Source organism: Streptomyces sp. CB00455 (assembly GCF_001905445.1).
GTDB lineage: Bacteria > Actinomycetota > Actinomycetes > Streptomycetales > Streptomycetaceae > Streptomyces.
Genome location: NZ_LIVQ01000005.1, coordinates 1 through 18,512 on the forward strand (window position 1 = coordinate 1; position 18,512 = coordinate 18,512).

Annotated in this window: 21 protein-coding genes; 12 read left to right on the forward strand and 9 right to left on the reverse strand. The window is 72.7% G+C overall.

Features of this window, described 5'->3' with window-relative positions; genetic code table 11:
• Positions 1-153 precede the first annotated feature (153 nt).
• Both AMK16_RS20235 and AMK16_RS20240 read right to left on the reverse strand, forming a co-directional pair.
• Positions 154-495, reverse strand: a complete 342-nt coding sequence (locus AMK16_RS20235; RefSeq protein ID WP_073917843.1) for a DUF5713 family protein — start codon at positions 493-495, stop codon at positions 154-156.
• A 146-nt stretch (positions 496-641) separates the two neighbouring features.
• A complete protein-coding gene (locus tag AMK16_RS20240; protein WP_073917845.1) occupies positions 642-899 on the reverse strand; it encodes a hypothetical protein in 258 nt (85 codons plus the stop codon).
• Between the two features lie 247 nt (positions 900-1,146).
• On the opposite strand from AMK16_RS20240, the gene AMK16_RS20245 reads away from it, so the two are divergent.
• From AMK16_RS20245 to AMK16_RS20255, 3 genes are all read left to right on the forward strand, one after another.
• Complete coding sequence (locus AMK16_RS20245) at positions 1,147-2,856, forward strand: serine/threonine-protein kinase (RefSeq protein WP_073917847.1); 1,710 nt, start codon at positions 1,147-1,149, stop codon at positions 2,854-2,856.
• Between the two features lie 279 nt (positions 2,857-3,135).
• Positions 3,136-3,534, forward strand: a complete 399-nt coding sequence (locus AMK16_RS20250) for an SsgA family sporulation/cell division regulator (RefSeq protein ID WP_242438853.1) — start codon at positions 3,136-3,138, stop codon at positions 3,532-3,534.
• A 296-nt stretch (positions 3,535-3,830) separates the two neighbouring features.
• Positions 3,831-4,199 (forward strand): DUF7144 family membrane protein, encoded by a 369-nt coding sequence (locus AMK16_RS20255; protein ID WP_443333589.1) that lies wholly within the window; start codon positions 3,831-3,833, stop codon positions 4,197-4,199.
• Between the two features lie 300 nt (positions 4,200-4,499).
• On the opposite strand, the gene AMK16_RS38330 is transcribed toward AMK16_RS20255, so the two are convergent.
• Both AMK16_RS38330 and AMK16_RS20260 read right to left on the reverse strand, forming a co-directional pair.
• On the reverse strand, positions 4,500-4,667 hold the full coding sequence (locus tag AMK16_RS38330; RefSeq protein ID WP_158071227.1) for a hypothetical protein: 168 nt from the start codon (positions 4,665-4,667) through the stop codon (positions 4,500-4,502).
• On the reverse strand, positions 4,664-4,924 hold the full coding sequence (locus AMK16_RS20260) for a DUF6480 family protein (protein WP_073917852.1): 261 nt from the start codon (positions 4,922-4,924) through the stop codon (positions 4,664-4,666). Before AMK16_RS20260 ends, AMK16_RS38330 begins: the two co-directional genes overlap by 4 nt.
• Before the next feature lie 432 nt (positions 4,925-5,356).
• On the opposite strand from AMK16_RS20260, the gene AMK16_RS20265 reads away from it, so the two are divergent.
• Positions 5,357-5,896: an EF-hand domain-containing protein gene (locus tag AMK16_RS20265; RefSeq protein ID WP_073917854.1), complete on the forward strand. Its 540-nt coding sequence runs from the start codon at positions 5,357-5,359 to the stop codon at positions 5,894-5,896.
• A gap of 135 nt (positions 5,897-6,031) precedes the next feature.
• On the opposite strand, the gene AMK16_RS20270 is transcribed toward AMK16_RS20265, so the two are convergent.
• On the reverse strand, positions 6,032-6,775 hold the full coding sequence (locus AMK16_RS20270; protein WP_073917856.1) for a TioE family transcriptional regulator: 744 nt from the start codon (positions 6,773-6,775) through the stop codon (positions 6,032-6,034).
• Between the two features lie 58 nt (positions 6,776-6,833).
• On the opposite strand from AMK16_RS20270, the gene AMK16_RS20275 reads away from it, so the two are divergent.
• Positions 6,834-8,036, forward strand: coding sequence for an erythromycin esterase family protein (locus AMK16_RS20275; protein ID WP_073917858.1), 1,203 nt, complete (start codon positions 6,834-6,836; stop codon positions 8,034-8,036).
• A gap of 142 nt (positions 8,037-8,178) precedes the next feature.
• Positions 8,179-8,541, forward strand: coding sequence for an AAA domain-containing protein (locus AMK16_RS20280; protein ID WP_073917860.1), 363 nt, complete (start codon positions 8,179-8,181; stop codon positions 8,539-8,541).
• Positions 8,542-8,586: 45 nt separating this feature from the next.
• Here AMK16_RS20280 and AMK16_RS20285 read toward each other — a convergent pair whose 3' ends face one another.
• Both AMK16_RS20285 and AMK16_RS20290 read right to left on the reverse strand, forming a co-directional pair.
• A complete protein-coding gene (locus tag AMK16_RS20285; RefSeq protein ID WP_073917861.1) occupies positions 8,587-9,423 on the reverse strand; it encodes a class I SAM-dependent methyltransferase in 837 nt (278 codons plus the stop codon).
• A gap of 78 nt (positions 9,424-9,501) precedes the next feature.
• A complete protein-coding gene (locus AMK16_RS20290; RefSeq protein ID WP_073917862.1) occupies positions 9,502-10,326 on the reverse strand; it encodes a helix-turn-helix transcriptional regulator in 825 nt (274 codons plus the stop codon).
• 196 nt (positions 10,327-10,522) lie between these two features.
• Between AMK16_RS20290 and AMK16_RS20295 the strand changes: the two genes are divergently transcribed.
• On the forward strand, positions 10,523-11,257 hold the full coding sequence (locus AMK16_RS20295) for an SDR family oxidoreductase (RefSeq protein WP_073917863.1): 735 nt from the start codon (positions 10,523-10,525) through the stop codon (positions 11,255-11,257).
• A gap of 265 nt (positions 11,258-11,522) precedes the next feature.
• Here the strand turns inward: AMK16_RS20295 and AMK16_RS36685 are convergent, their stop codons facing one another.
• The gene (locus AMK16_RS36685) at positions 11,523-11,828 is read right to left on the reverse strand and encodes a hypothetical protein (RefSeq protein WP_199885503.1); all 306 of its coding nucleotides are present in this window, start codon (positions 11,826-11,828) and stop codon (positions 11,523-11,525) included.
• A 763-nt stretch (positions 11,829-12,591) separates the two neighbouring features.
• Here AMK16_RS36685 and AMK16_RS36690 point away from each other — a divergent pair.
• The 5 genes from AMK16_RS36690 (at position 12,592) to AMK16_RS20325 (ending at position 18,049) form a co-directional block, all read left to right on the forward strand.
• On the forward strand, positions 12,592-14,442 hold the full coding sequence (locus AMK16_RS36690) for a DUF6777 domain-containing protein (RefSeq protein ID WP_073917865.1): 1,851 nt from the start codon (positions 12,592-12,594) through the stop codon (positions 14,440-14,442).
• 390 nt (positions 14,443-14,832) lie between these two features.
• Complete coding sequence (locus AMK16_RS20310; protein ID WP_073917866.1) at positions 14,833-15,429, forward strand: hypothetical protein; 597 nt, start codon at positions 14,833-14,835, stop codon at positions 15,427-15,429.
• Positions 15,430-15,592: 163 nt separating this feature from the next.
• Positions 15,593-16,060 (forward strand): hypothetical protein, encoded by a 468-nt coding sequence (locus tag AMK16_RS20315; protein WP_073917867.1) that lies wholly within the window; start codon positions 15,593-15,595, stop codon positions 16,058-16,060.
• A gap of 173 nt (positions 16,061-16,233) precedes the next feature.
• Complete coding sequence (locus tag AMK16_RS38115; protein WP_143196840.1) at positions 16,234-16,824, forward strand: hypothetical protein; 591 nt, start codon at positions 16,234-16,236, stop codon at positions 16,822-16,824.
• A 208-nt stretch (positions 16,825-17,032) separates the two neighbouring features.
• Entirely contained in the window at positions 17,033-18,049 is a 1,017-nt protein-coding gene (locus tag AMK16_RS20325) for a serine/threonine-protein kinase (RefSeq protein ID WP_073917869.1), read from the forward strand.
• A 67-nt stretch (positions 18,050-18,116) separates the two neighbouring features.
• Here AMK16_RS20325 and AMK16_RS20330 read toward each other — a convergent pair whose 3' ends face one another.
• Entirely contained in the window at positions 18,117-18,347 is a 231-nt protein-coding gene (locus AMK16_RS20330) for a response regulator transcription factor (protein WP_073917870.1), read from the reverse strand.
• Positions 18,348-18,512 lie beyond the last annotated feature (165 nt).

Genomic DNA, 18,512 nt, shown 5'->3' on the forward strand with positions numbered 1-18,512 from the left:
CACCGAGAGCTGGGGCCGCCGCGGACACCACCACAACGGCCGCTAGCCAGTAGCGGCGAGCGCGGTGGGCGGGCGGTGGACCGCCCACCCGACGGATGCGGCGCGCCCCGGCCGAGCGGCCGCGGCGCGCCGCATCCGTACGCCCTCCCTGACCTACCAGTCCCGGGTGGCGATCAGCTCCTCGATGTCGGCGTCCTCGAACCCGTAGGCCGACGCGACGAACCAGAAGCCCTCGGCGATCTCCTCCCTGGCAACGGTTTCGATCCCGCTGCCGGCCGCCTCGAACTCCGCCTCCAGCAGGTTGAACTCCTCCGTCGCCGCCTGCGTGAGCACGTACAGCGCCGCCAGGTCCGCAGGCCGCTGCGCCTCGATCCGCTCGCACAGCCGCACGAGGATCGCCGCCCCCTTGTCGAGGACGCGATCCGGAAAGTACGAGTCCGCGTACAGCTGCCGCAGGAACGTGTGTCCTGCCACCTGCTCGTTCGTGAGCGACACGGCGCCTCACCCTCCCCTTCGAAGAACTGACGCGCCGATCATGCACCACGCCACCGACACCGGCGCTGAGCCCGGTCTCCCCGTCCCGCGAGAGCAGGGTCCGGGCCGTTCGGGAGCGGTCCGGTGGAGCCCCGGGGGTGGGCCCGCTAGTCGGCGGGTTCCTCGGGCGCCGGGGTGCCCGGGCCTGCGGCCGGGTCCGCCCCCTCGCGCCGCTCCTCCCCCGCGGCCTGTTCCCCCGCGCCCTGTTCCTGCTCGCCCTCGTCGGCGGCGCCGGACCCGGTCCGGCCGCCCGAGGGGAGCGGGAGGTCGGGAGCGGTGGGGCCGGCCGGCGGCAGGTCCGGGGTCACGGCGTCGGGCTTCGCCGGTACGGGGTCCGGAAGTTCCGGCTGCGGGGCGCTCTGCATGTCCACTCTCCTTGTTCGATTCCGGGCTGGCGTGCTGGACCGCCACTGCCCCGCAGCCAGTCGAACAATCGCCGCCGCCCGCTCGCAGAGGGGCGGGGGCGGCCGGCGCTCCGCGGACCCGGCTCGGCGCCGCGCGGCGGCCGCAACTGTGCCCGCCGGTCCGGCGTCCTTCCTTCGTGATCATGCCCATTACTGTGGTGCGCGCCAGACGGCCCGACGTGATGAGCATCTGTCAAAAGGAGCGTGCGTGTCAGCGGGGGAAGCAAAGCATGAGCTGGTCGGCAAGGTGCTCGGCGGCCGCTACCGGGTGACATCGATGATCGGCCGGGGCGGTATGGGGGTGGTCGCCCGGGCAGTGGACGAACTGCTGAACCGCGAGGTCGCCGTCAAGGTACTGCGGGCGTTCACCGATGCCGACGGCCCCGAACTGGCCGATCTGCGCAGCCGGATGCGGCGCGAGGCGCAGGCCGCGGCCCGTGTCCGGCACAGCGGCGTGGTCACCGTGCACGACGTGACCGAGGAGCGGGGGTTGCCGGTCATCGTCATGGAACTCGTCGACGGGCCCTCCCTCGACGACGTCCTGGCCGAGCGCGGGACGCTCGGCCCGCGCGAGGCCGCGGCGATCGGCGCGAAGCTGATGGACGCCCTCGACGCCGCGCACCGGGTCGGCGTCATCCACCGGGACGTCAAGCCGGGCAACGTGCTCCTGGAGCGGGGCGGCCGGGTCGTGCTCACCGACTTCGGCATCGCCACCATGGACCGCGCCGGGGACGAGGCCCTGGCCAAGCTGACCCGCAGTGGTGCCATCGTCGGCTCCCTCGACTACCTGCCGCCCGAGCGCGCCCAGGGCCAGGAGCCCGGACCGGCCTCCGACATATGGTCGCTCGGCATGACGCTGTACGCGGCGGTGGAGGGCACGTCCCCGTTCCGCCGCACCTCCGTGTGGTCCACGCTGTCCGCGATCGTCACCGAGCCGCTGCCCGAACCCCGGCGCGCGGGGCCGCTCACCCCGGTGCTGCGGGCGCTGATGGCGAAGGAACCGCAGGGGCGGCCCACCGCGGACCAGGCACGCGCGATGCTGGAACAGGTCGCCGCCGGCAGCGGGCATGGCGGCGTCGCCCCCGCCCCGAGCACGCCCACCGCTCCGTCCGTCGCCGCGCCGGCTCCCCCACCGGCCTCTTTCGGGCCGCCACCGCCCGCGGCCGGTCCAGGCGCCGCGCCCTTCCACCAGTCCCAGCCTTTCCACCAGGCCCATGCGTCTCAGTCCCCTCAGGCCCGCCGGCAGCCTCCGTACGTCGGTTATCCGCCGCTGACCGGGCCGGCCGGCGCCGCCCGGCAGCACACAGCGGCCGTCGACGGCCTGCGACGCCGCAGCCGTACCGTCGTCGTGGTGGCGGCAGCTGTCGTCGTCCTCGCCGCGGGCGGTCTCACCTACGCCCTGACCGGCAGCAGCGGCGGCAAGAACGCGGCTGCGGCGCAGGGGGCGCAGGCCGCGGCCGGTTCCCCGGCGGGCAAGGGGCAGCCGCACACGGGCAAGGCGAGCGGCGGCGCGAAAGCATCGGGCGCGCCCTCATCCCGCTCTTCCGGAAAGCCGGCCGGCGGACCCTCGCCCAGGCCGGGTGGGACCGGGGCCCACGGCGCGACCCCGCAGGCGTCCACCGGTGCGAGCGCCGCTCCCGGACCCGTGCCGACGGGCTGCGGCGGCTGGAGTCACAAGAACCCGGCTCCCGGCAGCTACGGCTACATGGCGGGGGACTACCACCTGGAGACGGGGCCGTACCAGACCTGCCCGGCCGTGACCCTGGCCAAGTCCGGCACGAAGCTCTCCTACCACTGTTACGTCGTGAACGCCTACGGCAACAAGTGGACGTACGTCCGCGTCGACGGCACGAAGACAGAGGGCTGGATGTCCAATGACAACCTCACCCGCCAGAAGGGCCCCTCCACTCCCTGCTGACCCACCTCGCCTTCGCCGCCCGCCTGCAGGGGCCGAGTGCCCGGTACGGAAACCTCGTCGCCTGCCGTGTAGGTACGCGCGGGACGGGCACTGATCCCCCCGGACCACGGGAGCCGAGGCAACGGATCACCGGGATATCGGGACGGATCCGACGAAACCGTCCCGCGGATCAGCCCTGTGCTGTAGTTCGTTCGGATGGCGCAGTGTGCCCTGCCGCAGACGGGGCACACGGGGGGCGGCTGAGCAGCTCACCCCCGGAGGTCCGTGTTGTTGTCCCGTGTGTCCGCCCTGATCGCCGTCCGTCTCCACGCGAGCGCGGGGGACGAGGTTCCCCTCCTCGGCCGCTTCTCCTACGACCAGGCCGATCCCTTCGCGGTGCGGGTTGAGTTCTTCGCCCACCAGGCGGCCCTGCCGTACTGGTGCTTCGACCGCCAGATGCTGGCCGAGGGTCTTGAACGCCCGGTCGGCGAGGGCGACGTCACCTTCAGGCCGCAGTGGACGGCCAGCGGCCGGGCCATCCGGATCGGATTGCGCGACTGCGCGGACGGGCAGGGGGCCGTCCTCCACATCGACGCCCAGCCGGTCGCCCGCTTCCTCGAAGAGACGTACGCCGTCACCGCGCCGGGGACCGAGGTCTTCGACGCCGATGCCTTCCTCGACGAACTCCTGGCCCGCTGAGCCGACGGCTGCGTGGCGGGGCCGCTTCCGGGCGGTCGGCACAGGAGGCGGTCGGCACAGGGAGCGCGATCCCGTCCGGCTGATGTCGCGCCCGGCGGCCCGGAAGGACCGGCCGACCGCCGGAGTGCCGGTCGAAGGGCGCCGTGACAGGCTGAAACAGGGGAGCACGCCGGTCACGGCCATGCCGGGCCCGGCTCTGCGACCCATGGAGATCGAAACTGCCACTGACGCCGGCCGACCCCCGCGCGGGCGACCCGCACCCGAGCCCTTGGCACGCGCCCACCTCGGGCACCACCGTGCTGGCAGCCGCCCTGATGGTCTTCGGGGGCCTCATGGCGCTCTTCGAGGGCATCGCCGCCCTCGCCAAGGACGACCTGTTCCTGGCGACACGCCACTACGTGTTCGAGTTCAGCCTGACGGGTTGGGGCTGGGTGCACCTCATCCTGGGCATCGTCCTGGTCGTCGCCGGCTTCGCCGTCGTCACCGGCGCCCTGTGGGCGCGCTTCTTCGGTGTGGCCGTGGCCGGACTCGGGGCGATCGCCAATTTCCTGTGGCTGCCGTACTACCCCCTGTGGGCGCTGGTACTGATCGCCGTCGACCTCCTCGTCGTGTGGGCCCTGTGCCGGGGCATGCACCGGGAGGCGGAGGCAGGCCCGGTGGGCTGACAGCCCCGGTAGACCGGGTGCGGACCGCGGACCGCGGACCGGGTGCTCCGCCGTTCTTCAGCGGATCCGAGGCGGCGAAGGGGGCAGGGGGCCGGGGGGCCGCCTTCGGCCATGCGCGCGTTGGCGATGGCAACCGAGGGGGCGCCGGGTTTCCGGTGAGGTGACCGCTGTGACCACGGTGAAGTGACCGCCGCTGTGGCCACGCGGTCCATCGTCTCGTCGTCTCGTCGGTGACGTCCGCCTCGTACTCCGGCGACTCGTACTCCGGCGAACCGCCCGGCAGCGAAGCGGCGACCTGCCTCAGGCGGTCGCCTCCAGCCCGAGCGGGGCCACGCGCATGCCGCGCCGGGCGAGCTCCCGGGCCGGGCTCGCGCCCAGGCCACGGGCGGCACCGGTGACGACGCCGGTACGGCACCTCGGGGGCTGCGCGGGATCGGCCGGTCCATGGCCGTCCGCCGTCGGCTTCACGTGTTGAGCGCGATGGCGTAGGCGAGGAAGAAGAGCGCGAACGCCAGGGCCAGCAGGCTGATCACGATGACCGGGCCCTTGGCCCAGCCGCGCTTGAGGGGACGGTAGGGACCGGCGCCGGAGGACGTACTGGCTTCCCCGGGCGGCGTTTCACCCGGAAGGACGCCTCCGTCGGCGCTGAAGCCGGGTGTGCTGCGCGGATCCGGGTCCGGGGCGGGGGTAGGGTCCGGCTCCGGATCGGGGTTGTACGTGGCCATGTCTCTCACCCCTCATCGGCGATCTTCCGCCTTGGGTCTGCCGCGGGCCGGGCGGGCCGGGCGGTCCGCGCTGCGGCCGTGCGCGCCGGGCGCCGGCGGCGGTCTGCGGGAATCACGGCCGCTCGACGGCCCGACGGCTGCGGGCCCGTACCCGGCGCTTACCCGGCTACGGCCCCGGGATACATCGCGCACGGAAGGGCCGCACGCGCCGCCCCCCGCACACGGGGAAGCCGGCCCTGCGGCGGAGGTGCCGGTCGTGGGGGCGCGCTCGGGCGCCTCGACCGGACCGGTCATCCCAAGGGTGAAGATACGCGCACACGTGCCCGTGGGGACGGTGGCGCGTCCCCACCTATGGTGAGGCCCTGGCCGCCGCCCGCAGACGGCGGTGGTCGGCGATTCGTGGTTCGGGTTCGGCGTCGACGGAGGCCGCTCATGGCCAGCGCGTTTCAGGAGCGCAAGCTCAGGCGGATGTTCGCCGCGTTCGACGCGGACGGGGACGGTTACCTCCGCGAGGAGGATTTCGCGGCGCTCGTCGCCCGCTGGAGCCGGCTGCCGGGGGTGGGCCCCGGGACGGAGCTGCGCACGCGGCTGGAGACGCTGCTGATGGGCTGGTGGGCAGCCCTGCTGGACGCCGGGGACGCCAACGGCGACGGCGCGGTCGACATGGGTGAACTGCTCTCCCTCGTCGACATGCTGCCCGCCATGGTCGCGGACGTCACGGCGACCGCCGGCACCGTCTTCGACGCCGTGGACACCGACGGCGACGGCGTCATCTCCCCCGAGGAACACCGTCGGCTCGTCGAGACCTGGAACGGGCGGCCGGCGGACGTGGACGGCGTCTTCGAACTCCTCGACCTGAACGGCGACGGCCACCTCAGCCGCGACGAGTTCGCCCTCCTGTGGCGCCAGTTCTGGATCAGCGACGACCCGGCGGAACCGGGAAACTGGCTCTGCGGCCGCTTCGCCGCCTGAAGGCCCGCCTGACGACTCGTCCGACAACCGCCTGAGGCCTGCCTGACGGCCCGTCTGACGACCGCCTGACGGCCCCTCCCCCGCCGCCGCGTCTCCTCGCGCCCGCCCGGACGTCGCCGGGCGAGAGGCGCCCACTCAGGCGCGGGCACGCAGGTACGACTCCAGTTCGGCAGCCCCAATCAGCATGGCGCGCCCGCGGGCGGACAGGCGGGCGCGCCAGTCCGCCAGCGCCGCCTCCAGCGGTTCCACCCCGCCCGCCGCCCGCACCTGGGCGAGCAGGGGCGCGATCTGCGTCAGGAGATAGCCGCCCCGCCTGAGTTGACGGGCCAGTCGCGCGTCCCGTACGGCGGCTTCGTCGTAGACCCGGTACCCGGTCAGCCGGTCGCGGCGCGGGCGCACCAGGCCGGCGCGCTCCCATGTGCGCAGCGTGGCCGGCCGGATTCCGAGCTCCCGCGCCAGCGGACCGATGAACGTGCCGGCGCCTGCGGATGCTTCACACCCCCGCGCGTCCGGTTCCGGGGCGGACGAGGGTGACAGGTCGCGCAGGGCGCTCTCGACGGCCTGGAGTGTCCGCCGGTCGTCGGCGAGCTGTACGTGGCTCTCGTCGATGAGCCGGAACGCCTCCTCGACCGCGCCCCGGTTGACGGTCCGCATGATCGACGTCGCCGTCGGGTGGCCGTGACCGGGCACCAGCGCGAGGAACGCCCTCAGGGCCCGCGCGTGCAGCGGGGTGTAGGTGCGGTAGCCGCTCGGTGTGCGACCGGCCGGCGGGAGGATGCCGGCCTCCTCGTAGTTCCTGACGGCCTGCGTGGACAGTCCGTGCTCGCGCGCGAGGTCGATCGGCCGGAGCCGACCCCCGCTTTGAAGGTTTCGCACCACACGCTCCACGTCGTCGGGGAAAAGTTTCCACCGAAGCTTCAACGATAGCGTTGAAGCCATGGATACCGGCATCACGCACACCACTCATCCCGTCGGGGCGGGCTCCGTCATGGGGCTGCTGGCGGGCCGGCCGCGGGTGCTCGCTCTGGGCGAGCCCACGCACGGCGAGGACAGCCTGCTCCACCTGCGCAACGACCTGTTCCGGGAACTGGTCGAGCGGGAGGGCTACCGGACGATCGCGATCGAGAGCGACTGTCTGAGGGGCCTGGTCGTGGACGACCACGTCACCTCAAGCGCGGGCACCCTGGACGAGGTCATGGAGCGGGGCTTCAGTCACGGCTTCGGCGCGTCCGCGGCCAACCGCGAACTCGTGCGCTGGATAAGGGCGTACAACGACGGCCGGCCCGCCTGCGACCACGTGCGCTTCGCCGGCATCGACGGTCCGCTGGAGATCACCGGCGCCGCGAGTCCCCGGCAGGCCCTCACCGCGCTCTACGGCTACCTGGCGGCACGGGTGGACGCGGACCTGCTCCCCTGTACCTCGGACACCCTCGACCGGCTGCTCGGCGCTGAGGACCGGTGGACCTGTCCTGACGCGATGCGGGAACCGGACCGGTCCGTGGGACAGTCTCCCGAGGCCGCGGAGCTGCGGCTGCTCGCCGACGACCTGGTGGCGCTGCTCGGCGCGCAGACGCCGCACTTGATCGCGGCGACCTCGCGGGACGCATGGGACCGGGCGCGGCTGTACGGGCGCAGCGCCACCGGCCTGCTCCGCTACCACTTCTGGATGGCCGCCGCCTCACCGGGCCGCATGGCGCGACTGGTGGGGCTGCGGGACCAGATGATGGCCGACAACCTCCTCGCCGTCGCCGACCGGGGCCCCGTACTGGTCCACGCCCACAACCTCCACCTCCAACGGAACGTGAGCACGATGCGGATGGGCGGCGTCCCCCTGGAGTGGTGGAGCGCCGGTGCGATCGTGGGCGCCGAGCTGGGCGAGGGGTACGCCTTCCTGGCCACGGCGCTGGGCACGGTCCGGCACCACGGTGTGGGCGCCCCGCCCCCGGACACCGTCGAAGGGCTCCTGTACGCGCTCCCGGAGGACCGCTGCCTCGTCGACACGACCCGGCTGGCCGCCGCCTTCGGCCGCACGCGGCCCGGCCCCCGCACCTCCGCGTACCACGGGTACTTCCCGCTGGACCCGGCCCACTTGACCGACATGGACGGGCTCGTGTTCCTGAAGGACGCCCCGCAAGGCTAGTACCGCCCCCGCCCGCCCCCGCCCGCAGCGGTACGCGTCGGCCTGCTTCCAGCGCCGTCACCGACGTCCGGCTGCCGGTCGGTCCGCGCAACCGCCTGACCCGTTCGCGCACGCCCCGCAAGGTGCGATGGAGTGATCACCGATGGCGGGGGCGGGGGCGGGTGTGGACCTCGGCCGGGACGTGTTCGTGATCAGCCCGTTCCGGCACGTCGTTGCCGGTGCGAAGCGGGCCTGCCGCGACCTGGTGCCGGCCGAGCGGGTGGGTACGGTGCACACGACCCAGGGCAAGGAGGCCGACGTCGTCATCCTGATCCTGGGCACGGACCCGGGCCGACCCGGCGCCCGCGCGTGGGCCGCCTCCCGCCCGAACCTCCTGAACGTCGCGGTCAGCCGCGCCAAGCGCCGCCTCTTCGTGATCGGCGATCTGGACGCGTGGCGCGACCAGCGCTTCTTCGCCCCCTTGGCGGAGTCGTTGCCGGCCCACACCTGGCAGGCGCAGCCATAGCGCGGCCGTAGCGCGGGGGCGGGCGCGTACCACGGGGTCTACGGCTCACGCGGTCTGTCCGGGCTTCCAGCCCCAGGCGGTGAGCATGCCCGGGGACATGCCGGTGCAGCGGGGTGAGTCCAGGTAGCGCACGGCCTCGTCGATGTGGGCGTCGTCCACCCATCCCGTCGAGGTCATCGCCGCGCGGGCCCGGTCCCAGGTGTCCACCCAGAACCTGCTGATCGCACTGCCCGGTTCGAGGGGCGGCACGTGGATCTCGGCGGCCACCGGCTCCAGTCCTGCCGCCCGCAGCAGCTCGGGGTGGTGCGGCACCCGCGACACGTCGGTGCCGATGCTGTCGCGCAGCCCGCGCCACATGGCCCGCATCGCGCGGGTGTAGGGCGTGGCGGGCGCGGTGTCCGTCGTCAGGTCGACCGCGTCGCTGACCACCAGCACTCCGCCGGGGGCCACGAGGCTGCCGAGCGCGGCGACGATCCGCTCGGGGAACGGAAGGTGCATCAGCACGAACCGGGCGTGCACCAGTCGGAACGTCCCCGGGGCGAAGTCCTCCCCGGTGATGTCCGCTTCCAGCGGGGTCAGTCCCGGCACCGGATGCCGGGCCAGGAACCGTACGTCGCGGTCGACCGCGAGGACCGAATCGACCCCCGCTTCGCCGAGGAGCCGACGGGCCACCGTGCCGGTTCCCGCGCCCACGTCCAGGCACGTCCAGCCGGGGCCCACGCCAAGGAGTCTCAGTCGGGCCATGGTGGTGTCATCGTAGGTGAGGGCCCCGAGGTCGATGCGGTCGCTTTCTCCGCGGGCCTCGGGACGGAAGACCTGCTCACCGTAGCGCCCGCCGCCCGCAGGCGGCCCGCCCTCCGCCCAAAGACCTGCGCCGCTCATCTGCCCATTGTGGCAAGCAACCGCCGATCGCGCCTCGGCGCGCGCCGCCGGACACCCTCGCCCGGTGACGGTGCGGCGTCACCTCCGCCCGGTCGCGTGGAGCGAGCCGAGCAGGCTGAGCGCTTCGGAGCTGGGGCTGTCCGGTTCGGCGTGGTAGACCACGAGTTCCTGGCCGGGCGCCGCGCGCACGTCGAAGCACTGGTAGGTCAGGGAGAGGCGGCCCACCGCCGGGTGGACGAGTTCCTTGGCCCCGCCCGTCTTCCCGTAGACGGCGTACGAGGAACACAGGGCGGCGAATTCCTCGCTGGCGGCGCTGAGCGTGCGGACCAGTTCGCGCAGGCGCGGGTAGTGGGGGTACAAGCCGGTGGCCCGCTGCAGACTGGCGGCGACCGCCTCGGCGGCCTCGTGCCGCTGGGCGTAGAAGGTCCCGGCCGCCGGGTCGAGGAAGGTCATCCGGGCCAGGTTGTCCGCCGGGTGGAACGGGGCGAACAAGGCGTCGGCCGACGGGTTCGCCGCGAGGAGGTCCAGGGCGGGGTTCAGGACGAACGCGGGCGTGTGGGCGTAGCCCTCCAGCAGCTGCCGGAGCGCGGGGGCGACCGTTTCGGCCGGCTGTGCGGCGCGGTCCGCCGGCAGCGTGTGCGCCAGCCGGTACAGGTGGTCGCGGGAGGCCGCGTCCATCCGCAGGGCGCCGCCGAGCGCTTCGAGGACCTGGGGCGAGGGGCTGCGTTCACGGCCTTGTTCCAGGCGCGCGTAATAGTCCGCGTTCATGCCGGCCAGGACGGCGACCTCCTCCCGCCGCAGTCCGGCCACCCGGCGTCGCCCGTGGGAGGCCAGTGCGACATCGACGGGCCGCAGGCGAGCGCGCTGTGCGCGCAGGAAGTCTCCGAGATCGTTGGTGGTCACGCACGCACCCTAGGGCGGGATCCGGCGGCGAGCCTGGGTGTGCTGTGCCCAGGCAGAACCTGTCCTGGATCGGACCTCCTGCGGTGCACAGACTTCGGCGCAGACCGGCCGTGACGGAAGAAGACGCGGTACGGGACGACAGCTCATACGTCGCGCTCCGCGCAGGAGCGCCACGTCCGACGGAGGAGAAGCGAACATGACGCGGACCAGCAAAGCCGTAGCGGTCACCGGAGCGAGCAGCGGCATCGGGGAGGCGACCGCCCGCCGGCTCGCCGCCGACGGGCACCAGGTCTTCCTCGGCGCGCGGCGCGCCGGACGGCTGGAGGCACTGGTCGAGGACATCACCGCGAAAGGCGGCGCCGCGGCGTTCCAGGAGCTGGACGTCACGGACGCGGCGGACATGAAGGCGTTCGTGGACGGCGCACGCCGGAAATTCGGCAGGATCGACGTCCTCGTCAACAACGCGGGGGTGATGCCGCTCTCCCCACTGGACGCCCTGCGCACCGACGAGTGGGATCGCATGATCGACGTGAACCTGCGGGGTGTCCTGCACGGGATGGCGGCCGCCCTGCCGCCGATGCGCGCGCAGGGCGGCGGACACTTCGTGAACATCGCCTCGGTCGGCGCCTACGAGGTATCACCCACCGCCGCCGTCTACTGCGCCACCAAGTTCGCCGTACGCGCCGTCTCGGAAGGGCTGCGCCAGGAGTCCGGCGGCGGCATCCGCGTCACCCTGGTCTCTCCCGGTGTCACGGAGTCCGAACTCGCCGACGGCATCCGCGACCCCGACGCCCGTGCCGCGATGCGGACGTACCGCTCCGTCGCGCTCCCCGCCGCGGCCATCGCGGACGCCATCGCCTACGCGCTCGCGCAGCCTCCGCAGGTCGACGTGAACGAGATCGTGGTCCGGCCGGCCGGGAGCGCCCGGTGAGCGCGCCGGGCGTTGCTGCCCGCGGTGGTACGGGGCGCGTGATCCGCGCCTGCGGGCCGTGGAACGCGCGGCGGGAACGGCCGTAGCGACGGCTCGCTCGCCGAGGGCGTTCCTCCCGAACGAGGCCGCCGGTCGGCCATGTCCGCCGAAGGCGGCGCGGCCGGGCCCTTGACGTGGTGGAAACAGGAAGAAGGCCCCGGAGTTCTCCGGGGCCCATGGTGTGCGGACGACGAGCGGGGGTGGCTGCCGCGCCCGCACCTGTTGTCTACCAGCGGTGCTGGTCGTGGTGGTTGTAGTGGTGGTGGTTGTAGTGGTGGTTGTAGTCGTAGTGCTTGTAGTGGTGGTGGTGCTTGTAGTGGTGGTGCCAGTGGTGGTCGTCCCCGTCGTGGTGGCCGTGGTGGCTCGGGACGACACTCCCGACCGGTGAGGCGGGCACCGCGGAGACCGTCGCGGCGGAGGCGGGCAGGACGGCGGCGCCGGTGAGCAGAGCGCCGGAGACCAGAACCGTCGCGAGGCTGAGGCCCCGCAGCTTGGGACGGACGGCGCTGTCGGTGTGGACGTTGCGGGTCATGGCTTTCTCCTACCTGTGCATTCGGATGAGGGGGCGGCGAGGAGGAATTCTTCCCTGCCGTGCTGCCTCGTCGACTTTCCGGCGGGGCTTGCACTTCAAGTAAGCCCGGCGGGCCCCGCGCGGTCACGTTCCGAAGACTCGGGACTTGACGGGGCGGAAAAACCGCGCTTTACGGTGCCGCGCCGTGCAGACCGGTCCGGTGGGGCGGGGCGTCCGTCAAGCCCCGAGAATTCGCGACGTGACACGCCGCGGCGCCGGGGGCTTACTCAGGAAGACGCGGGATCACGCAGTGCACGTGCGCGGCGTCAGTGCGTGAAGAACGGTGGTCCGCCTCCTCGCACTCCTCCCGCGGCACGGAATTCCATGATCCACGCCTCCCGGGCGTGGAGTTCATAATGGCGATAAGGAGCGAACAGATGCGGATAGCCAACATTTTCCCGGTGTCCCATGTCGGGAGGAGAGTGTCGTGAGTTCCCTACCTCCTCCGTCCGAGCGCCCCACCGGGCCCCCGTGCGGTCCGCTGTCCAGCCGGCCGTCCCACCAGCAGCCGCCCGCGGCGGGCCCTCCGCCGTCCTTGCCGCCGCCACCGGCGGAACCACCGCCGCCACCGCCGCCACCGGTGCCCCCTCCCCCGCCCGGGCCGCCCACAGGTCCGTCGGCCGGCGGTGACGGTCCGGCGGAGCCCAGGCCTCGAGGCGGCGGCGGTCCGGCGCACGGGCGTCCGTCGCGCAAGGTCCTGCTGAGCGCGGGCACCGCGGTGGCCATGGCGACGGCGGTGGTCCTCGCGTTCACGGTCGTCGGCGGGAAAGAGGCGACCGGCGGCGAGGTCTTCCTCGAATCCGCCTCGGCGGCCGGAGCCGATCCGTTCACCCCGTCGACGGCAGACGAGTCCGCGGACGGCGGCATCACACCCGCGGCCTCGGGTGCGTCGGCGGGGCGCACGGGCGCCACCCGCACCCTCGAGGTCTACGGAGCGTACCCCGGGCTGTACGGGGGCACACGGAACGTCGCGAGCTGCGACGTCGAGAAGCAGATCGGCTTCCTCTCCCAACACACCGAGAAGGGGCGGGCTTTCGCCGCTCCCCTCAGCATCCGACCGCCCGACATCCCTGCCTACCTGCGATCGCTGACGCCCGTTCAGCTGGGCTGGGACACCCGGGTCACGAACCACGGGTACAGGAACGGCGCGCCCACCAGCTACCAGTCGGTCCTGCAGGCGGGTACGGCGGTCCTGGTCGACAACCGCGGCGTACCGCGCGTGCGCTGCGCCTGCGGCAATCCCCTGACCCCGCCGGTCGCCGTGAAGGGCAAGCAGACGTACAGCGGCAAGGAGTGGTCCTCGTTCCGCTCCTCCGACCTCGTCGCGGTCAAGCCGGCCGAGAAGCCGGTGAAGAGCGTCACGGTGTTCGATCAGCACCGCAAGGGCTGGTACGAGCGCCCGAGCGGAGACGTGCGCGGCGGGCATGACCGGGAGGTCTCCGCCCCGAAGGGCCGGACGACCGATGCCCCGTACCCGGTGCTGCCGGCTCCCGACACGGCGCCCGCGCAGAAGCCTCCGGGCGGGAACCCGAGCCACGAGCCGAAGAAGGACACCGGCACCGACCCGGGCAAGGACCCGGGGACGCAACCCGGCAAGGACCCGGGGAAGGACACGGGGAATCCGCCGAGCAGGGAACCCGACAAGGGCACCGACCAGCAGCCCGACAGGGACCCCGGCCAGGACACCCACCAGCAGCCCGACAAGGACCCCGGCCAGGACACCCACCAGCAGCCCGACAAGGACCCCGGCCAGGACACCCACCAGCAGCCCGACAAGGACCCCGGCCAGGACACCCACCAGCAGCCCGACAAAGGCACGGGTGATCAGCCGGCCAAGGACCCGGGGCAGAACACAGGCGACCAACCCGGCAAGGACACCGGCGACCACCAGCAGAAGGAGCCCGGAAAGGAGACCGGCGACAAGCCCGCCCAGGACCCGGGCAAGGACACCCCCAAGGACCCCGGCAAGCAGCTCGACGATGAGCACCCCGGAAAGGACACCGGGAACCAGCCGGGCAAGGACGCGAGGCAGAGCCCGGAGAAGGGCACTGGTGACAAGCCCGCCGACAAGCCGGTCGACAAGCCCGCGGACAAGCCCGCCGACAAGCCCGCGGATAAGCCGGCAGACAAGCCGGTCGACAAGCCCGCCGACAAGCCCGCAGATAAGCCGGCAGACAAGCCGGTCGACAAGCCCCCAGACAAGCCAGTCGACAAACCTGCCGACAAGCCGGCAGACAAGCCTGCGGACAAGCCTGCCGACAAGCCTGCCGACAAGCCCGCCGACAAACCTGCCGACAAACCTGCCGACAAACCTGCCGACAAACCTGCCGACAAGCCGGCAGACAAGCCTGCGGACAAGCCAGTCGACAAGCCGGCAGACAAGGTTCCCGGCGGGGACACCGGCAACCGGCAGGGCCAGGCCCCCGGCCAGACCCCGGGGCAGAACACGGGCGACCAGCAGAACCAGCAGAACCAGAAGAACCAGCCGGACCAGCAGAACCAGCAGAACCAGCCGGACCAGCAGAACCAGCCGGACCAGCAGGCACCCGGCAACCAGCAGGACAAAGAGCCGTAACCAGACGAGCCGTAACGAGCGGGCTCACCGGTCCGGGGATTCCCGGGAATCGTGAGGCACTCGCGCCGCCCGTCCGAGACAGACGCCCGACCGGAATTGCCCGGTCGGGCGTCTGTCTGTCATGCCCGGCCGCCGGAGTCCGGCCGGCGGGGTCGAGCCCGCGCCGCGCCTTTTAACCGGCTCTTACAGGCGTGTCAAGTCCCGACTTTCCGGAACGTGACCGCCCCCTGCCCCGTGGGGCCTACTGGTGATGCGGGCCTCACCGGAAACGAAATGAGGCGGCAACGAGGAGAAGGAAAACCTCGAAGGTTCTCACTCTCACCGAAGTCACCGCACCCTCCCGGAAATCCGGGCACGTCAATGAAACCCTTTCGAGCGTAGGAGAACATCATGAACCGCAAGATCCAGACCAACAACGCCGTCCGTCCCGCCCGTCGGGGTTTCCGACTCGCGACCCTGTTCGCCTCGGCGGCCGTGATCTCCGCCGGGGTCGTCATTCCGGCCTCCGTGGCATCCGCCGCTCCGATGCCCGCCCACATGGCCACCGCCTTCCCCAACGGCGGCGGCGCCGGCGGTGACGGCGGGGACGGCGGCGGCGGTCTCGTCGGGGGCGGCGGTGGCGCCGGAGGCTCCGGCGGGGGCAGCGTCATCGGCGTCGGCGGCAACGGCGGCAAGGGCGGTAACGGCGGCAACGGCATCCTGTCCGGCGGTGGCGGCGGCGGTGGCGGCGGCGGCGGTGACGGCGTCATCGGTGGCGACGGCGGCAAGGGCGGCAACGGCGGTACCGGTCTGAACGGCGGGAACGCCGGTGGCGGCGGTAGCGGTGGTGACGGCGTCCTGGTCGGCGGCAAGGGCGGAAAGGGCGGCGACGGCGGCTTCGGAGTCTTCCAGGGCGGAAAGGGCGGAAAGGGCGGCTTCGGCGGCTTCGGCGGCCTCTTCGGTGGCGCCGGAGGCGGTGGCGGCGCAGGCGGCGGCAGCATCTTCTGACCCCGGACCTGACAGATCCGACCGGACACACGGGGTGGAGGCCCCCGGGCCTCCACCCCACCCCATCCCCCACCTCCCACCCCCACCGCGACCCGACCCACCCCGTCCCGTACGCAATATCCCCGCCTGCGGCTCCCCTCGCTCACGGAAATGGAGAAGTCCCATGTTCACAAGTCCTTGGCAGCGTCCGCTCATCCTGGCGGCGGCCTCCCTGGCCTTCCTCACCGGTACGGGCTGCGCCGCGCACGCGTCACAGACCCAGGCCCCCGCAGGCAGCAGTTCCTCGGTCCTGGCCGGCCAGTCCGCGCATTGCGGGGGCGGCGGCCGGGGCGGCGAGGGCGGGGCGGGAGGCAAGGGCGGCGCACCCGGTGAGCCGGGCCGGCCCGGCAAGCCCGGCCGACCGGGTTGTTTCCGCTTCGACGACCTGCCCGACAAGCCGAAGAAGGAGCTGGGCGTGACGGACAAGGTCCGCATCGTGCTGACGGTGCTGACCGACGACTCGGACGCCACGAAGAAGCGCATCACCGAGAAGTACAAGATCTCGCAGGACCAGTTGGAGACCTGGAAGCAGGACTACCTCGACGGCAACTGGTTCGCCCTGATGGAAGGCAGTTCCCCCTCCTGCCGGTGAGGCACACGAGGGCGGCGGGAGGGGCGGTACGGCTCCGCAAGACGGACGGCCGGCGGCCGCCCCTCCCGTCGCACCCTGCGGGCGCCGGTCCGCCGGGGCCCATCGGCACACCGCGCGGAAAGCGGCACGTGGACCGCGTCACGGAAAGCACCTTCTCGTCCAGGGAGAATCCCATGCGTATGCGTTCTTGGAAGTTCCGTACAGGTCTCGTCGTCTCTACGGCTCTGATCGGCGCCGGCGCCATGGTGCCCGCCGCCACGGCGGCCCCGTCGGCGGCGCCGCACAGCCACACCGCGCCTTCGTCCGGCGGCCGGCACCACGGCCCGGCGCAGCCCGCCGGCGGGGACGGCCGGACGGCCGGGGCCCGCTTCGCCGGCAGCTCGGTCTTCGGCAGCGTGAAGGTGGGCAACGACAGCGTCCGCATCGGTGACCGGGTCTGCGCCGGCAACTGCACCGGGTCGGTCAACGGGACCAACGGCAGTGGCGGCGGGATCTGCGCCGGGCTGTGCAGCGGCAGCGCCAACGGGGGCAACGGCACCGACGGCGGGCCCGGCGGCAACGGAACCAAGGGCGGCAACGGCGGGATATGCGCCGGAGTGTGCGACGGCAGCGCCAACGGGGGCAACGGCGGCAACGGCGGGGCCGCGCCAGCCGGGGGCGACGGCGGCAACGGCGGCCGGGGTGGCAACGGCGGGATCTGCGTCGGCACCGGCTGCGAGACCAGCGGCGCGGGCGGTCGCGGCGGCAACGGCGGGGCCGGCTGACCCGCACCAGCCGCTCCCGACCCACCCGCCCCCGACCCACCCGCTCGCGGCCCGAGCCGGCCCGATCCCGACCTGCTCCCCCACCGGTGACCCACCGGTGACCCACCGGCCGGCCCCCACCCGTCCGAGCGCGCCCCCCCAGCGGGTCGCGCTCGGACGGGCACTCCCGTGGATCACTGGATAGACTTTCGATCGTGGAAGGCGTCTGATGGGCACGCCATCGAACCAGGGCCTGTACACGGGCGGCCCCTCCGGCCTGATCGGGAAGCAGATCGCGGGCTACCGGGTCGAGCGCCTGATCGGCCACGGTGGCATGGCCGTCGTCTACTGCGCGCAGGACCTGCGCCTGGACCGCACGGTCGCACTCAAGCTGATCGCCCCGGAACGGGCCCGCGACGACACCTTCCGGCGCCGCTTCACCCACGAGTCGCGCGTGGCTGCGAAGATCGACCACCCGCACATCGTGCCGATCTTCGAAGCCGGCGAGACGGACGGCGTCCTGTACATCGCCATGCGCTACGTCCCGGGGCTGGACCTGCGGGGGCTGCTGGACCGGGACGGTCCGCTCCCCGTCGCGACGGCCCTGCGGATCGCGGCCCAGGTGGCCTCCGCACTCGACGCGGCCCACGAGCACGATCTGGTGCACCGGGACGTCAAGCCCGGCAACATCCTGGTCGCCGCGGGCACCGACAGCGACCACCCCGAACACGTCTACCTTACGGACTTCGGACTGACGAAGAAATCGCTGTCGCTGTCGGGGTTCACCACGGCGGGCGAGTTCGTCGGCACCCTCGACTACATGGCGCCGGAACAGATCACCGGCCGGCCGGTGGACGGCAGGTGCGACCTCTACAGCCTCGCCTGTGTCGTCTATGAAACCCTCGCCGGCGCGCCGCCCTTCCAGCGCGAGGAGGACGTGGCGCTGCTGTGGGCGCACCAGTACGACCAGCCGCCGGCCCTCACCGAGAAGCGGCCGGAGATCGCGCCCGCCGCCGACGGCGTCCTGGCGAAGGCCCTGGCGAAGGTCCCCGAGGACCGTTACGGCTCGTGCCTGGAATTCGTGGCGGCGCTGCGCGCCGCGACGGGGAACGGCGCGGCCGGGCGGGCCGGTGCGCCCCGGCAGGGGGACCACCGGGCTCCCGGCGTGCCGCAGGACACCGTCCCGCCGCCCGAGCCGCCGGCCTGGGCCCGAGCGGTCTTCGGAGGCGAGCCCGGACGGACGTAGACCACCCCGCCCGCTCGTGGCGGACGGGGTGGTGTGGGCGGCGGGGCGCCTGCGGTGGGGTCGGGTGTCACAGTCCCATCGAGATGGCCAGTCGGGTCATTTCCGCCGTGTTGTTGATGCCCAGCTTGGCCCGGATGCGGCGGAGGTAGGCATCGACCGTGTGCTTGGAGAGCCCCATGTGGCGCGCCGTCTGAAGATAGGTGCGCCCTGCGGCGATGTGTCGCAGTGCCTCCAGTTCGCGGGGGGCCAGGGCGGGTGCGGGGGCTTCGGCGTGCGGCGCGACGAGGGTGAGGCTCATGGGATTACCTCCGACGAATCGGTTCGGTCATCACTGCTCACATCCTCGGAAGCAGGGGACATATAGCTGAATGTCGCTATTTGTCCCTGCTGAAAAGCGTGCTCGCGTGACTTCATGACCGTGTCCGCCGACTGTCACAGGCGCGTCACAGGCGGGGCTTCCCCG

Coding starts and splice junctions, on each gene's coding strand:
- AMK16_RS20310 (WP_073917866.1), top strand. CDS start 14,833: ATGAACCGCAAGATCCAGACCAACAACGCCGTCCGTCCCGCCCGTCGG.
- AMK16_RS20315 (WP_073917867.1), top strand. CDS start 15,593: ATGTTCACAAGTCCTTGGCAGCGTCCGCTCATCCTGGCGGCGGCCTCC.
- AMK16_RS20265 (WP_073917854.1), top strand. CDS start 5,357: ATGGCCAGCGCGTTTCAGGAGCGCAAGCTCAGGCGGATGTTCGCCGCG.
- AMK16_RS20295 (WP_073917863.1), top strand. CDS start 10,523: ATGACGCGGACCAGCAAAGCCGTAGCGGTCACCGGAGCGAGCAGCGGC.
- AMK16_RS20285 (WP_073917861.1), bottom strand. CDS start 9,423: ATGAGCGGCGCAGGTCTTTGGGCGGAGGGCGGGCCGCCTGCGGGCGGC.
- AMK16_RS20280 (WP_073917860.1), top strand. CDS start 8,179: ATGGCGGGGGCGGGGGCGGGTGTGGACCTCGGCCGGGACGTGTTCGTG.
- AMK16_RS20325 (WP_073917869.1), top strand. CDS start 17,033: ATGGGCACGCCATCGAACCAGGGCCTGTACACGGGCGGCCCCTCCGGC.
- AMK16_RS20260 (WP_073917852.1), bottom strand. CDS start 4,924: ATGGCCACGTACAACCCCGATCCGGAGCCGGACCCTACCCCCGCCCCG.
- AMK16_RS38115 (WP_143196840.1), top strand. CDS start 16,234: ATGCGTATGCGTTCTTGGAAGTTCCGTACAGGTCTCGTCGTCTCTACG.
- AMK16_RS36685 (WP_199885503.1), bottom strand. CDS start 11,828: ATGACCCGCAACGTCCACACCGACAGCGCCGTCCGTCCCAAGCTGCGG.
- AMK16_RS36690 (WP_073917865.1), top strand. CDS start 12,592: ATGGCGACGGCGGTGGTCCTCGCGTTCACGGTCGTCGGCGGGAAAGAG.
- AMK16_RS20330 (WP_073917870.1), bottom strand. CDS start 18,347: ATGAGCCTCACCCTCGTCGCGCCGCACGCCGAAGCCCCCGCACCCGCC.
- AMK16_RS20240 (WP_073917845.1), bottom strand. CDS start 899: ATGCAGAGCGCCCCGCAGCCGGAACTTCCGGACCCCGTACCGGCGAAG.
- AMK16_RS20275 (WP_073917858.1), top strand. CDS start 6,834: ATGGATACCGGCATCACGCACACCACTCATCCCGTCGGGGCGGGCTCC.